Origin of the sequence: Pedobacter sp. Bi126 (genome assembly GCF_918698245.1) — a bacterium.
Classification (GTDB): Bacteria; Bacteroidota; Bacteroidia; order Sphingobacteriales; family Sphingobacteriaceae; genus Pedobacter.
Window position 1 is genome coordinate 661,998 of the sequence record NZ_CAKKMS010000001.1, and the last position, 14,832, is coordinate 676,829.

Here is a 14,832-nt window from a genome sequence, read left to right on the forward strand (position 1 = left end):
TTGAAATTTGTCATCATCAAATATTAAATAATAATATAATGACAAAAACGATTTTTATAACTGGCGCATCCCGCGGATTCGGCAGGATCTGGACAGAAGCATTTTTACAACGTGGTGATAATGTTGTTGCGGCTGTGCGCAACCCGGAAACATTGGCTGAACTTGCAAAGGAATTCCCTTCGAATCTATTGGTCTTAGAACTTGATGTAACCGATAGAGAGTTGAGTTTTGAATCGATCGAAATTGCAAAAAAACACTTTGGCCGTATCGATGTATTAATTAATAACGCAGGCTTCGGTCATGTTGGAGCTGTAGAAGAGTTGAGCGAGCAGGACGTGAGATCGCAGTTTGAAACGAATGTAATGGGTTCATTATGGACTGTACAGGCGGTCCTCCCTATTATGCGCGAGCAAAAATCGGGGCACATCATTCAGCTTTCAAGTGCGCTGGGACTCAATACGGTATCATTGATGGGACTTTATAGTGCATCAAAATTCGCGGTCGAAGGCCTTACGGAAACATTGGCCGGCGAAGTGAGCGGTTTTGGCGTTAAGATAACCATACTGGAACCGGCTGGTTTCTCCACAGATTTTTTCGGCACCAATTCACTTGCCTTAAGTGCAACTGTAAATGCTTACGATGAGATGAGAAAAGATTTTTATGAGCATGCCGGAGAGCAAGATTCCGGCAATCCTATTGCAACTATCGGAGCGGTTCTAAAATTAGTTGATACTGAAAATCCGCCATTGAGGTTGCTACTGGGCAAGACTGCTTTTCCTTGGGTAAAATATACTTACGAAGAGCGCCTGAAAACATGGGAATCATGGCAGGACGTTTCTGTGGCAGCACATGGCTAATAAAAGTTAACTTTATAGGATCCGGATTTGCCGGGTTCTGTTTTTATCACTGCTAAAAAATGGATCACTTTAAAAAAATAAGCAAACTGCATGAAGCGCTTGGCGTTAACCCGCCAGAGCATCCGCTTTTTAGTGTGGCATACGGTGAGCGGGGCACCTGCGACGGAAATAATATACTCGAATTTTCTTCGGAATTTTACATCATAGGATTTAAGAAGCTGAAATCGGGCAGCATGCAATATGGGAAAACAAAATATGACCACGACCGTGGCTCGATGTCTTTTGTAAAGCCCCACCAAAAAGTTGCCTTTAAAAATGTCGAACTGGAAGAGAAAGGCTTTCTGATTATTATCCATGAAGACTTCTTACCCGGAACTATCCTTTACCACGATATTAAGAAATATGGCTACTTCGATTATGAGGTGAATGAGGCCTTGCATCTCTCCCCTGCAGAGGAGGAAATTATCTGGAACTTGTATTTCAGCATTGATAAAGAATATCACAATAATACCGACGAACATAGCAAGGCCATCATAGTTAGCCATATTGACGCCATGCTCAAATATGCACAGCGCTTTTATAAAAGACAGTTTATCAACCGTACACAATTATCCGGCTCAACAGTAACAAAGTTCAACGAATTACTTGCAGTTAATTTTGAAGAGCGGAAAACGAAAGAGATTGGACTTCCCACTGTTTCTTTAATGGCAGAAAAGCTGCATATATCTCCGCGCTATTTAACCGATCTGCTAAAGGAAGAGACAGGAAAAACGGCATTAGAGCTAATCCACCTTTTCCTGATTGCTAAAGCTAAAAACCTATTGGTAGAAGGCGAATTGAATGTATCAGAGATTTCGCATTTACTTGGTTTTGAAAACACGACCTATTTTTCCCGGCTGTTTAAAAAAGAAGTGGGAACATCACCCACGCAATTCAAAGACCACTTCCTAAATTAATAGCAACGTTGATACGCTAGCCTTCTTAATGTTATAATTAATCCCCCTTGAAAAAGTCTCGGCTGAGGGACTTGCAACAAGTAGCGCTAAACGTTGATAGAGATTCTAATCTTAAATTATTAGTTTTCAGCAAAATCATCAAGGTTAAGTAAAACATACAATCATTTAAAAAAATATTTGTTTTATTGAACAGTGTTCAATACATTTGTGCTGTCAATTAAAATGAGAAGCTGCAAATGAAAAAGTTATTTCCTTAATCAGGTTAATATCTTTATAAATTATTTTATCAATGGGCATTACAGAAAGAAAGCAAAGAGAGAAGCAAGAAATGAGGCAGCGCATATTAAATGGTGCCAGAAAAGTATTTCTTCAGAACGGCTATGAGCAGACCAGTATGCGCAACATCGCCACTGAGATCAGCTATAGTGCCGGGGTAATTTATTTCCATTTTAAAGATAAGGGTGAAATCTTTCAGGAACTCCATAAAGAGGGCTTTAGCCTGCTTCTTAAACAACTTCGGGTGCTGGATTCGGTTATAGCGCCATTTGAACGCCTAAAAGCCTCTGGACGTGCATTCATCCAGTTTGCCCAGGAGAATAAAGATTATTATAACCTCATGTTCCTGGTAGAAGAGCCGTTAAAAAATTCAGAAGAAAGCGGTTTCCAGATTGCAAAAGAAGCAATAAAGTACCTGCATGACTTGGTATTAGAATGCCAACAGGCTGGCCGCTTTAAAGACATGGATTCAGAGTATCTTACATTTATGATCCTATCTGCTACTCATGGCATCTGTGCTCTTTTCTGCAAAGACAGAACTATGAGTTTTGAACACAAGACCAACAAGGAACTTATGGAGAATGGTTATGCATGTTTTGTTTCACTACTTGAGAAGGGTTAACCTTTTTTTTAATATTTTATTGAACACTGTTTAATTTTATTACAATGATTAATTACATTCGAAACCTGCCTACTATTTACAGACTGACCGTCTTAAAGTGCTCAGTCATCTTACTCCCATTGGGGCTAAATGCCCAAAATCGTTTGGACGACTATATCGCACAGGGGCTAGCGTCAAATCAGAGCATCAAGGAGCAAAACTTCCTTTTGCAAAAGAACATCTATGCCCTTCAAGAGGCAAAAAGCATGTTCCTGCCCAGCGTAACTTTTTCTACAACTTACACGAAAGCCGACGGAGGCAGAACAATTGATTTTCCTACAGGTGATCTTTTTAACGCCGCCTACTCCACGTTGAACCAGCTCACAGGAAGTAACTCTTTTCCCCAGCTCGAGAACCAGAGCATACTGCTTAATCCCGATAACTTCTACGATGCCAAGTTCCGCACCAGTCTTCCCATCCTAAATGCCGAACTCGTATATAACAAGCGGATCAAAGCACAACAGGTGGACTTGCAAAAAGCGGAAATACAGATGTATAAACGTGAACTGGTCAAAGAAATTAAAACGGCATATTACAACTATCTTAAAGCTACCAATGCAATAAGGATTTACCAATCCTTTCTGAAACTGCTCGAAGAAGGTGAAAGGGTAAACCGGAAACTCTTTGAGAACAACAAAATCAACCGTACGGCTGTGATCCGCAGCCAGAACGAGGTATCAAAAATAAACGCATCACTTACCGCTGCTCAAAAAACAGAGGAATCTGCCCGTTATTATTTCAATTTTCTATTGAACAGGCCATTAACGGATCCCATTCTGGCCGACGATGTTCCATTGCTGCCCGCCCAGGATAATTTATTGCTTAATGATGTGAATGGCCGCGAGGAACTGGCGAAGCTTGAGATTGCCAAAGGAATAAATAAAAACCTTACCGGCCTTGCCAAATCTTATCTCATACCTAAAGTTGGTACTTCGCTCGATCTGGGTTCTCAGTCCTTTGACTGGAAGTTTAACCAAAAAAGCAGATATTATCTATTGGGCGTTTCATTGGAATGGAACCTGTTTTCCTCAGGACGGAACAGTTATAAGATAAAACAGGCTATTGCCAGTGAACAAGCTGTATCGGCGCAGACCAATCATGTAACCCAGCAACTACTTACCGAACTGAATGTGCGCAGGGCAAACCTGCAAAGTGCTTCAGCTCAGTACCGGGCGGCCCAATCACAACTAAAAACCAGTCAGACCTATTATAATGACATGACCAAGCTCTATAAAGAGGGAATGGCCATTTATATAGAACTACTTGATGCCCAGAACCAATGGGTAGATGCCCAACTTCAATCCAACATTGCCCTATTCGACACCTGGATATCCCTTACCGCTATCCAACGTGCCAACGCCAGTTTCAACATACAATAAATATCATGAAGAAGACACAACTCACACTTATTGCGCTTACATCACTATTGTTTGCCTGCAAAGAAAAACCGAAAAATACAAATCCTCTTGGCCAGCCAGATATCATTTCTGTAAAAGTTGCGCCCCTTTCCTCTTTTGGGGTAACAAATTCCATTCAGGTCACTGGATTAGTCGGCACTGAAAATGATGCCAATTATTCCTTCAAAATTGGTGGGGTAATCAGTAGCATCCTGGTAAATGAGGGACAATTTTTTAAAAAGGGGCAATTGCTGGCCACCCTGAATACCACCGAGATTGCAGCCGGTCTGGCCCAAGCGAATCTTGGTGTAGATAAGGCCGCTCGCGACTATGCCAGAGCAGTAAACCTTTATAAAGACAGCGTTTTTACGCTGGAACAGCTGCAGAACACCAAAACGGCATTGGATGTTGCAAAAAAAACAAGTGAGGCAACCGCCTTCAATCAGCGTTATGCCAGAATCTACGCGGCCTCTGATGGTTTTGTAACCAAAAAGGTTGCCAGTGTAGGCGAAGTGATTGGTGGCGGAATGCCGGTGCTGATGACGGGCTCAACCCAAAAAACTGACAGCTACCTGTTAAAGGTTGGGGTAACCGACCTGGAGTGGGCAGGAATCAGTGCAGGGCAACGGGCGGTTGTTTATCTTGATGGTTATCCCGAACAGCCATTCCAGGCAACGGTACTGCGTAAACTTCAATCGGCTGATGCCGCTATCGGATCTTTTCAGGTAGAGCTGAAGCTTCAGATGGGCAATCTGAAACCTGCAATTGGCATGTTTGGGAAGGCGGCAATCGAAACCAATGCTTCAGAAAACAGGACCGTGATCCCATTCAGTGCCCTTGTAGAGGCAGATGGAGAGACGGGTTACATCTTTACCCCTAAGGATGCAAACAGCGTTAGAAAAGTGCCTGTAACCATCCTGAAGTTTGACAATAAAAATGTTTACCTAAAAGATAAACTGGAAGGAATAGATCGCATAGTTATTTCTAATAGCGCCTACCTCAACGAACAGTCCACCGTAAAAATTATCAAATAAAAACCACGAGATGAAAATTACAAATTTTGCTGTAAAGAACTACCAGTTTACCCTGATCATATTTGTGCTTGTGGCAGTGGTGGGCCTGCTTACGCTCTTTACCATGCCCCGCTCGGAGGATCCTACTACCCACCCTCCGCAATATCTGGTAACGGTAATCTACCCTGGTACCAGCCCGAAGGATATGGAAGAACAAGTGGTAAAGCCCATAGAAAATAAAATCTATGGCTTGGAGAACATCGATAAGATCCTGACCACGGTTGAAGATGGTGTAGCAGCGATACAGATCAAGTTCAAGTATGGTGTTGATGTGGATAACAAATACCAGGAAATATCAACGGAAATCAATGCGCTGAAAAACGGCGAACTTCCAAAGGACATTTATCAGATCAAGACCGAAAAAATTGCTTCGTCAGATGTAAAGATTATTCAGGTTGCGCTGATCTCAAACACCGCTTCGTCCAAAACATTGCGCGACAATGCGGACAAATTGAAGACCCAGCTGGAAAAGATTACCAATCTGAGAGAGGTAAAGTATACCGGGATGCCAGAGCAGGAAATCCGCATCGACATGCAACTCGATAAACTAGCACAGCTAAAAATACCATTGAACCTGGTTATAGGCAGCCTACAAAGCGAGGCGGCTGATATTCCAGGAGGAAGTATTAATATAGATAGTAAGGTCTTTAATGTGAAGACCAGTGGTAAGTTTAAAGATGTTAAAGATGTGGCCAATACGATAATCTATAATTCCAATGGAAAAATCATATACCTAAAGGATGTGGCCCATGTTAGCTATATGGACGGTACCATTAACCACATTACCAGGATCAATGGACAACGCTGTATATTGGTTACCTCTTCGATGAAGAACAATGTGGACATCAGTCAGGTTAAGAAAGAGTACACTCCAGTATTGGAACAATTTTCTCAAACCTTGCCGCAGAACATTAAAATGGTCAAAAATTTTGACCAGGCAGATATGGTATCAAAGCGGCTGGGACACCTGGGCTTTGATTTTGGATTGGCCATACTATTAGTAGTGGTTACCCTGTTGCCTTTGGGCTTCAGACCATCACTGATCGTAATGATTTCCATTCCACTCTCACTGGCCCTTGGTCTTATTGCAATGAACCTTTTAGGCTTCTCACTCAACCAGCTCAGTATTGTTGGGCTTGTGGTAGCATTGGGGCTATTGGTTGATGATAGTATCGTTGTTGTAGAGAATATAGAAAGGTGGTTAAGGGAAGGCCATTCCAGAAAGGATGCTATTTTAAAGGGTACCAAACAGATTGGGGCAGCTGTTGTAGGCTGTACCGCAACGCTTGTGATTGCATTTTTACCATTGGCTTTTCTGCCTGATATGGCCGGAGAATTTATCCGAAGCCTACCTATGGCCATTATTACCAGTGTACTGGCCTCTATGATCGTGGCGCTTACACTCGTGCCTTTTATCGGCAGCAAGATCCTGAAAACCCATACCCATGGGGAAGGAAATTATTTCTTAAAAAAATTGCAGGGCTTTTTGACCTGGTCGTATCGTGGTATTATGCCATTGGCGCTAAAGTGGCCAAAGGCAACCATTAGTATTTCCATTGCATTAAGCGTATTGGCCTTTTTACTCTTCCCACTGGCAGGATTTAAACTTTTTCCAACCTCAGAAAAGCCAATGTTTCTGATCAATATTAAAATGCCGCTACAGGCAAATATCCCAGAAAGCGATAGCGCCGCAAAGCTGGTGGAAATGGAACTGAAAAAGCATAAGGAAATCGTTTACTACACCTCAAATGTAGGAAAAGGTAACCCACAGATCTATTACAACGTGCATCAGCAGGATATAAAACCGGATTTTGCTCAGATTTTTGTGCAATTGGAAGAAGAGACAAGCCCAAATGACAAAACTGAACTGATTAAAACGCTTAGAAGCAAATTCACTGATTTCCCCTATGCAAAAATAGAGGTGAAGGATTTTGAACAAGGCACTCCGATAGAGGCGAATATTGTGGTCAGGGTTTTTGGAGAGAATCAGGATACCCTGCGATCGCTCTCGTTCAAAGTGGAGGAGCTGTTACGTAAACATCCAGGTACTTTTTTCATCAACAATGAACTCAATGCCTATAAGTCAGATGTAAAGATCAAGATTGATAAGGCAAAGGCGCGGACATTGGGCGTACTGACCAGCGACATTGACAAGGTGATCAGGTTGGCTGTTGCCGGACTAACTGTTGGGGATTACATTGATGACAGGGGTGATTCGAGGAATGTGGTGATTACCATTCCACGTAATAAATTTTCAAATCTAAATGCATTAAAGAACCTTTATGTGAACAATATCCAGGGTGCACCAATTCAGATCGATCAGATTGCAACCATTGGGCTGGAAACCTCTCCAACTGCAATTAATCATTTCAATAAATCACGGTTTGCAAAGGTTACCTCGCTCACCAAGGATAATGTTTTGGCAAATGATATCCTCAAGGATATTGTGCCCGAACTCAACAAATTAAAAATGCCCAAGGGCTATTATTATAAACTGTCTGGGGAGGCTGAATCGGAAGGTGATGCGCTGGGGGGAAATTTCCTTTCGGTGATCATCCTGAGTACATTCCTGTTTATCGCTGTGCTGCTGCTACAGTTTAAGACATTTAAGGGGATCATTATCGTTTTATCAATTATTCCTTTGGGCGTTTTGGGCGGGGTGATATTTCTGCTGATGACAGGAAATCCGATGTCGCTGGTATCGATCATCGGTTTCATTGGTTTATCGGGCATACAGGTAAAGAATTCGTTGTTACTGGTTGATTTTACCAACCAATTGCGGGAAGATGGAAAAAGCATAGATGAGGCGATCCATATTGCCGGTGAAACCAGGTTTCTTCCTGTTGTACTTACTTCTATTACAGCTATTTGCGGTCTCATCCCGATTGCCATGAATCCCAATCCGCAGATAGCGCCACTTGCCATTGTACTGATTGGAGGGCTGATCAGCTCTACCATATTATCAAGGATCGTTACCCCGGTAATGTACAAACTCATACCTCCACAATTGCACGAAAAGATATGATATGTCAAAATAGATGGGAAGACTTGTTTCTGGAATTGAGACTGTTCTTGATTAACCTGATTAACTGCATACTTAAAAATTAAAAGATGAAAATTAAAAACGTTACCGTATTTGGATCTGGCGTACTGGGTGCGCAGATTGCCTTTCAGACTGCTTACCATGGCTATAATGTGACTTTGTTCGATATCAACGAAGAACTATTGGCGAATGCAAAGCTGAAGTTCGAGCAGTTTAAAAAATCGTATCAGCAGGATTTGAACGCGAAACCTGCCGATTTGGATATTGCAGTCTCAACCATAAACTTTACAACAGATGTGGCGGCATCCGTAAAAGATGCCGATCTCACGATTGAAGCGATTCCGGAAAACATTCAGATAAAAAAAGATTTTTATTCCAGACTGGGTGCTTTGGCTCCGGAGAAAACAATTTTCTGCACCAACACTTCTACATTGTTGCCAAGCCAATTTGCGGCTGAAACAGGCAGGCCTGAACGGTTTTTGGCTTTGCACTTCGCCACTAATCTGCTAAAGAATAACTTGGCGGAAATTATGGGACATCCCAGTACAGATCCCGAAATTTTTGAGCAGATAGTTCAATTCGCTAAATCGATCGGGATGATATCCATACCAATCTATAAAGAACAGCCCGGCTACATCACGAACTCGCTTTTATTGCCTTTATTGATAGCTGGGTTCGACCTCTACCGAAATGGTGTTGCCAATGTGGCCTCTATTGACAAGACCTGGATGAAAAGCCTGGGGGTTGATCTGGGGCCAATGGCTATGTTAGACTTTGTTGGAATGAATACAGCCTACAATGTAGTGAGCTCAATTGCAGAGTCAAGTGGAGACGAGGTCTGGAAGCAAAGACAGGGCTTTATGAAAGAGAACTTCATTGATCAAAATAAACTCGGTATTTCTACAGGAGAAGGTTTTTATACTTATCCAAACCCAGCTTATCAAAACGCTGATTTCCTGAAATAGAAAATAAAGGTTAGAAGTACCCTGTAAAACGAATTAAAGCATTACCCACATAAATTTTACTAAAGATGAAAGAATACATATTAATCACCGGAGCATCATCCGGAATTGGCTACGAAATGGCCAATCAATTGGCAGCACAAAAAAAGAACCTGATTTTGGTTGCCCGTACAGAGAACAAATTACAGCAAATGCAATCAGAACTAATAAACAAGTCTGGCATTCTGGTTCAATATTTCGCTACAGATCTTTCTGATGTGAATGCTGCTAAAAACCTTTACCAAAAGGTGAAAGATGAAAACCTATTGGTGACCCACCTGGTAAATAATGCTGGTATTGGCAACTATGGCAATTTTACTGAAACGCCACTGGAAGAAGAATTGAGTATGATTCAATTAAATATTTCCAGTTTGGTTGTATTGACTAAACTTTTTGCACAAGATATGGTCAGCCGCAAATCTGGCCGGATTATGAACATAGCATCGGTGGTCGCATTTTTACCGATGCCTTATTTTTCTGTGTATTCTGCCACCAAGGCTTTCGTAAAGGCATTTAGTGAAACACTCGCTGCCGAATTGGAAGGTACCGGAGTTACCGTTTCGTCTCTTTATCCTGGTACTGTGGATACCGGATTTACCACACCTGAGATGCAAACTACCAACCTTCATAAAACCAAGCCGATGACTCCCAAAGAAGTGGCAACACAGGGTGTAAAGCATCTACTAGAAGGGAGTGGAAAAAAAGTAGTTGGTTTTCAAAACTGGTTTAACGCTAAACTTCCCAATTTTGTTCCTGATGGTATTATGATGAAGATTAAAAAGGGGCTGGCAAGTCAAAAACAAAAATAGTTTATAAATGATATATAAAATGAAAACAATAAAATCATTCATGCTCGTTGGCTTAACGGGCATATCGTTGCTCCTTTCCTCTTGTTATTCACACAAGAAAGTGGTTCAGTCAAGCCTGCCCTATTCCGAAAAAATCAACTGGCCGCAAGGATTTAAACCGGCAGAATCTGATTTTTTCATACATAACGAAATTGACATTAAAGCTTCGCCCCAAGTGGTTTGGGATATCTTCATCAATGCAGGGAAATGGCCGGAATGGTACAAAAGATCTGAAGGCATCAAATTGTCCAATTCGCCTGAAGGCAGACTTAATTTATCTAGTGTCTTTATCTGGAATCCGGAGGGCAAATTCACCTCAGCCATCAGGGAATTCAATCCTCCGTATCAAATCGCTTGGTTAGGTGAAACCGATAACAAAAAAATGACCGTTTACAATGCGTGGGTGATTATCCCAACCAAAGATGGCTGCAAAGTTGTTTCAAACGAGTCTCAAAATGGACCAAAAACAAAAATGGAGAAGATTTTTGCACCAAATATGGTTAGTAACCATATTGGAGAATGGCTAATAAACCTGAAAGAACGATCAGAACAACAATCAAAGAATTAATATACTTAGGAGCCCTCTTTGATTATATTTAAACATAGAGATACATACAGATTAATAATGGGAGTTTAGACCATTTGTAAATTATTTTGATCAGTTAGCGTTGTCTGATATCCTTATAAAATTTATATGATATGTTAAATCGAAGTAAGATAATAGATGCCGCTATACAGCTGTTTTCACATTTTGGAATTAAAAAAACTCCCCTTAAAGATATAGCCAAATCGTTAAGGGTGAGTATTCCATCTCTATATTGGTATTTCAAGAACAAAGACGAACTGGTGATCTGTGTTTTAGAAAAAATAACGAATGAAGAACGTATTTTGATCAAAAAGCAGTGTATAAGATATGAGTCGCTATCCAATTTTATCGATGAACTGGTTGAAATAAAGCGTTTAACATTTGAAAAATATAGTCGGCTATACCATTCCCCGGATTACTTAAGAAAGATAGGTTTTTTAGACAACCTGGGTTTATCAAGAAGGGTATGTGTGACTGAAAATATGAATTTGGTTTCAAAAGCTGTCTTTGGGAGAGATGACAATAGCCCCCATATGTTTAAGGGGGTGTTCATCCAGTTCTTAAGGGAACTTGATATGATATTTCTGAACGATGCAGCCACAAGAGCGAGATTTCAAGGATCAGGCATTGCGAAAAGAAATGATATCTCTGATCTCGTAAGCCAAAAAACCTGTTCTTTTCTATCTGAAATAATGGATAAAAACATCATGGTTCAATATCAAAATTAAATGTCCGGTTTTAAGCAATTTTGTTGCCGATAATAAAAACAAGTAAATTTATCGATCGTGGCAATAGAGATAAATTTAACAATGGCCCAATATTAGCCTCATATGCTAATCATAAACCTCATCACAGAGCGGGGTTGCCATGAAATACCTAACAGTAAAAATGAAATCCTTATCAATAATTCAATAACCCGCCCAGTCATCTATTCTAGTGTCCTCCCAGTGCATTTAATCTTTTTCCCTCAGTTATCACCGCCCTGTTTATTTCATTTACCCTCTTGATATCCATTTTTTCAACCGCACGGTCATAGGTCAGCAATCCGTTAACCTCATGCTCTACATCGGTTGTCTGGGTGTAAACGGCTACACTAAGGCCCTTGTACTTCATCAGCTGTTCAACCTGGCTCATCAGCAGTACATACCTATCCGTCAACGCAGCACTGGTAGGTTCATAGGCATATGCATTGTTTTCCACAGGCCACATGTGCTCCCTAACAAAAAGCCCCACACCGCCGAATTCTCCCAAAGATGCCGCCCTTTTATCGTCCGGTCTGGAGGCATCATAAGGGCCTATATAAATATGAGTATCCACAAAGTCTCCATTACCCGGATCACCGGCCGCTTTCTGATAACCGGGATTGTTGTTAAATCCCGAATTTCCATTTACCAGTCGTGAGGGATCGTAATTTTTTACCCAGTCCGTAATCGCCGGTACATCGAAAGCACCCCAGTTCTCATTAAAGGGTACCCAGGCAATAATTGAGGGTGAGTTGTAATATTCATCCATTACCGCCTTGAGCTCCTTGCGAAAAACGGAGCGTACTTTTGCGGTATCCTCATTCTGGTACCAGATTGCAGGCATGTCCTGCCAAAGCAGCACGCCCAGTTTATCTGCCCAATAGTAAAAACGTTTCGGCTCGGTTTTCATATGTTTGCGGATGAGGTTAAAACCTGCCTTTTTTGTAAATTCCAGATCAGATTTCAGCGCCTCCTCGGTGGGAGCGGTCAGAATTCCATCTGGCCAATAGCCCTGATCGAGAAGGCCAACCTGCATGATGAACTTTCCGTTCAACAGCGGACGCATCACACCAGACACCTTGCCCAACCTGATATCGCGCATACCGAAATAGCTCTTTACCTCATCAACGGTTTCACCGTTCTGATCTTTGAGCGTGATTTTAAGATCATAAAGAAAAGGTTCATCTGGAGACCATAACTTTGGATTTGGGATGGGCAGATAAAAAGTCTTTCCGTTACTTCCCTGCGCCTGGGATACGATCTTATTGCCATCAAGTGCTACCGCGGATACCATAGAGGAATTTGCATCGACAGTTACCTTGAGCCTGTTATTTTCCAGATCGGGCAATAGCTTAATATTTTTGATGTGAGCTGCGCCCAACGGTTCAAGCCATACGCTCTGCCAGATGCCCGAGCTGAAGGTATAATCTCCCCGTGGTCCATTTTTGCCCGAAGGCATTCTGCCATCATTGGAATCGTAAGCGGCAACAATTAGCTCATTACGCCCAGATTTTAGCAATGGGGTGATATCCAGCGAAAAAGCATCATAGCCACCCGCATGAGACCCTGCCTTTTTTCCGTTAACGAAAATAGTTGCATCATGATCAACAGCCTCAAAATTGATTAAAATATTTTTACCCTTCCAGTTCTGTGGAATTTCGAAACGCCTGCGGTACCACATGTTAACCTCCTGATTGCGCTCAATACCCGAGATCACCGATTCAGGGCAGTATGGAACAAGTATCTGTTCTGGTTTTCCATCAAATGCAATCGGCATTTTCGGATTGAATGCATTAAGTTTATTTTTTCCACCGATATAATCCCATTTGCCGTTTAACGACTTCCATTCTCCGCGCACCATCTGGGGCCGGGGATAATCAGGAAAAGGATTTTGGGCCGTCATCGCCTGTTCAGTCCATTTAGTAGGTAGTTTTGCTGTCTGGGCGCAAACATTTTCACCATATACCTGCAACAATATTATCAGGAAAAGGATTGGTAAACCTATATTTTTCATATTATCTGGAGATTAAGGATCTTTGGTTCTACGACACTAATATATTATTTTTCATCAATCTAAAACGATTTATTAAATAAAAACACCACAACAAGTATCGTTTTGTAATGAAACTTTTTTTGAGTGGATTAAAAAGTTCATTCTACCTGAAGCCACGGCCATAACGTAAAAAGAATAGTAAATCACGACCTTCCTTTAGGAACTGGTTGCATAGCGTTAATCACTTCAGGGGATATCGATATGATCAGGGAAACGCACAATCACAACGAGAAATTGGCAGTTATCTGATTGGAATAATTTTCCGTTCGCGTGGAATTTTTCTGGAACGGGATTATTTATTTAAGCCAGGAAATCTGATATTATTTGTTCAGGCTCCTGAGCGTCGTCCTAATGTATTTCCCTGCCGGACTAAGCATTTCTGGCTTCCATTTTCCTTTTGGAGATGCACCAGGCATTAACAGTGCAGTTGTTTCTTTTTTATCGGTAATATTCCAGTTTGCCCAGCTCAATTTGTTTTTCTCCATCCAAGAAAACCATTTATCGGTTTTACTGGTATCGAATATACCATCGCCATTAGCCTCGCCCACACCCCACTCTGTTACAAAAATGGGCAGACCAGCAGAAATTGCATTATCAGCCCGCCTCATTAAAACTTCCTGATGGCTTGGTTCAGACGCATAAAAATGAAAAGAATAAGCAATGTTGCTGAATCCCTTGATTGGATCTTTGGCAACCACGTCTATATCCTGGTCCCAATGCGGGCTACCAACAACAATTACATTTTCAGCATCGTATTTCCTGATCTCGGCAATTACCTGCACCGCATAATCCTTAACGGTTTGCCATGCTATTTTTTCTGGCTCATTAAATATCTCATAAATAATATTCGGTTTCCCGGCGTACCTTTTGGCCATTTTTGCAAAGAATATTTTTGATTGATCCAAATGTTCATCTGCATGGTGATCGTGCCAGTCAATCACCACATACAGATTCTTCTTAATGGCCGCATCGATCGTTTCGGTTATGAGCTTTTCCTGTCCAAGGGGATCCTGCAGATAACCATTATCTGGCTGAACCGCCATAGACACACGCAATAAACTGATATTAAAATCAGATTTAAGCCAGTTTACAACATCTTGATTATAATACTTTTTGCCTCCCCAGATGCTCCACGATAAACTTATACCTCGGAGCTGTGGTTCAATGTTTTTACGGTTTAAGATTTTCCCACCAACAACTTTTAAGGCGCCGTTCCGCTCAACCCAGTTTACGTTTTGCGCAAGAGCAATAATGGTAGAAAAGGCAAAAGCTGAAAGTAACATAACTCTTTTCATAAGGAATTTATTTAATACGGTACATTGACTATGTTTTATCGAC

The 14,832-nt window shown here is 41.4% G+C and carries 12 protein-coding genes; 10 read left to right on the plus strand and 2 right to left on the minus strand.

Features of this window, described 5'->3' with window-relative positions; all coding sequences use genetic code 11:
* Positions 1-38 precede the first annotated feature (38 nt).
* The 10 genes from LQ201_RS02420 to LQ201_RS02465 all read left to right on the plus strand — a co-directional run bounded on the left by LQ201_RS02420 (position 39) and on the right by LQ201_RS02465 (position 11,426).
* Entirely contained in the window at positions 39-857 is an 819-nt protein-coding gene (locus LQ201_RS02420) for an SDR family NAD(P)-dependent oxidoreductase (RefSeq protein WP_230143769.1), read from the plus strand.
* A 59-nt stretch (positions 858-916) separates the two neighbouring features.
* Positions 917-1,813 (plus strand): AraC family transcriptional regulator, encoded by an 897-nt coding sequence (locus tag LQ201_RS02425; protein WP_230143767.1) that lies wholly within the window; start codon positions 917-919, stop codon positions 1,811-1,813.
* 289 nt (positions 1,814-2,102) lie between these two features.
* Positions 2,103-2,711 (plus strand): TetR/AcrR family transcriptional regulator, encoded by a 609-nt coding sequence (locus tag LQ201_RS02430; protein ID WP_230143766.1) that lies wholly within the window; start codon positions 2,103-2,105, stop codon positions 2,709-2,711.
* Positions 2,712-2,755: 44 nt separating this feature from the next.
* Positions 2,756-4,129 carry a TolC family protein gene (locus tag LQ201_RS02435; protein ID WP_230143764.1) on the plus strand — a complete coding sequence of 458 codons (1,374 nt, stop codon included), beginning with the start codon at positions 2,756-2,758 and terminating at the stop codon, positions 4,127-4,129.
* 5 nt (positions 4,130-4,134) lie between these two features.
* Positions 4,135-5,181, plus strand: a complete 1,047-nt coding sequence (locus tag LQ201_RS02440) for an efflux RND transporter periplasmic adaptor subunit (RefSeq protein WP_230143762.1) — start codon at positions 4,135-4,137, stop codon at positions 5,179-5,181.
* A gap of 10 nt (positions 5,182-5,191) precedes the next feature.
* Complete coding sequence (locus LQ201_RS02445; RefSeq protein WP_230143761.1) at positions 5,192-8,245, plus strand: efflux RND transporter permease subunit; 3,054 nt, start codon at positions 5,192-5,194, stop codon at positions 8,243-8,245.
* Positions 8,246-8,331: 86 nt separating this feature from the next.
* The gene (locus LQ201_RS02450) at positions 8,332-9,228 is read left to right on the plus strand and encodes a 3-hydroxyacyl-CoA dehydrogenase (protein WP_230143759.1); all 897 of its coding nucleotides are present in this window, start codon (positions 8,332-8,334) and stop codon (positions 9,226-9,228) included.
* Positions 9,229-9,293: 65 nt separating this feature from the next.
* Entirely contained in the window at positions 9,294-10,073 is a 780-nt protein-coding gene (locus LQ201_RS02455) for an SDR family oxidoreductase (protein ID WP_230143757.1), read from the plus strand.
* Positions 10,074-10,092: 19 nt separating this feature from the next.
* Positions 10,093-10,680, plus strand: a complete 588-nt coding sequence (locus LQ201_RS02460) for an SRPBCC family protein (RefSeq protein ID WP_230143755.1) — start codon at positions 10,093-10,095, stop codon at positions 10,678-10,680.
* 131 nt (positions 10,681-10,811) lie between these two features.
* Positions 10,812-11,426: a TetR/AcrR family transcriptional regulator gene (locus LQ201_RS02465; RefSeq protein WP_230143754.1), complete on the plus strand. Its 615-nt coding sequence runs from the start codon at positions 10,812-10,814 to the stop codon at positions 11,424-11,426.
* 205 nt (positions 11,427-11,631) lie between these two features.
* On the opposite strand, the gene LQ201_RS02470 is transcribed toward LQ201_RS02465, so the two are convergent.
* Both LQ201_RS02470 and LQ201_RS02475 read right to left on the minus strand, forming a co-directional pair.
* Positions 11,632-13,455, minus strand: a complete 1,824-nt coding sequence (locus tag LQ201_RS02470) for a glycoside hydrolase family 2 protein (RefSeq protein WP_230143752.1) — start codon at positions 13,453-13,455, stop codon at positions 11,632-11,634.
* A gap of 359 nt (positions 13,456-13,814) precedes the next feature.
* The gene (locus tag LQ201_RS02475) at positions 13,815-14,789 is read right to left on the minus strand and encodes a glycoside hydrolase family 5 protein (protein ID WP_230143751.1); all 975 of its coding nucleotides are present in this window, start codon (positions 14,787-14,789) and stop codon (positions 13,815-13,817) included.
* Between the last annotated feature and the right edge of the window lie 43 nt (positions 14,790-14,832).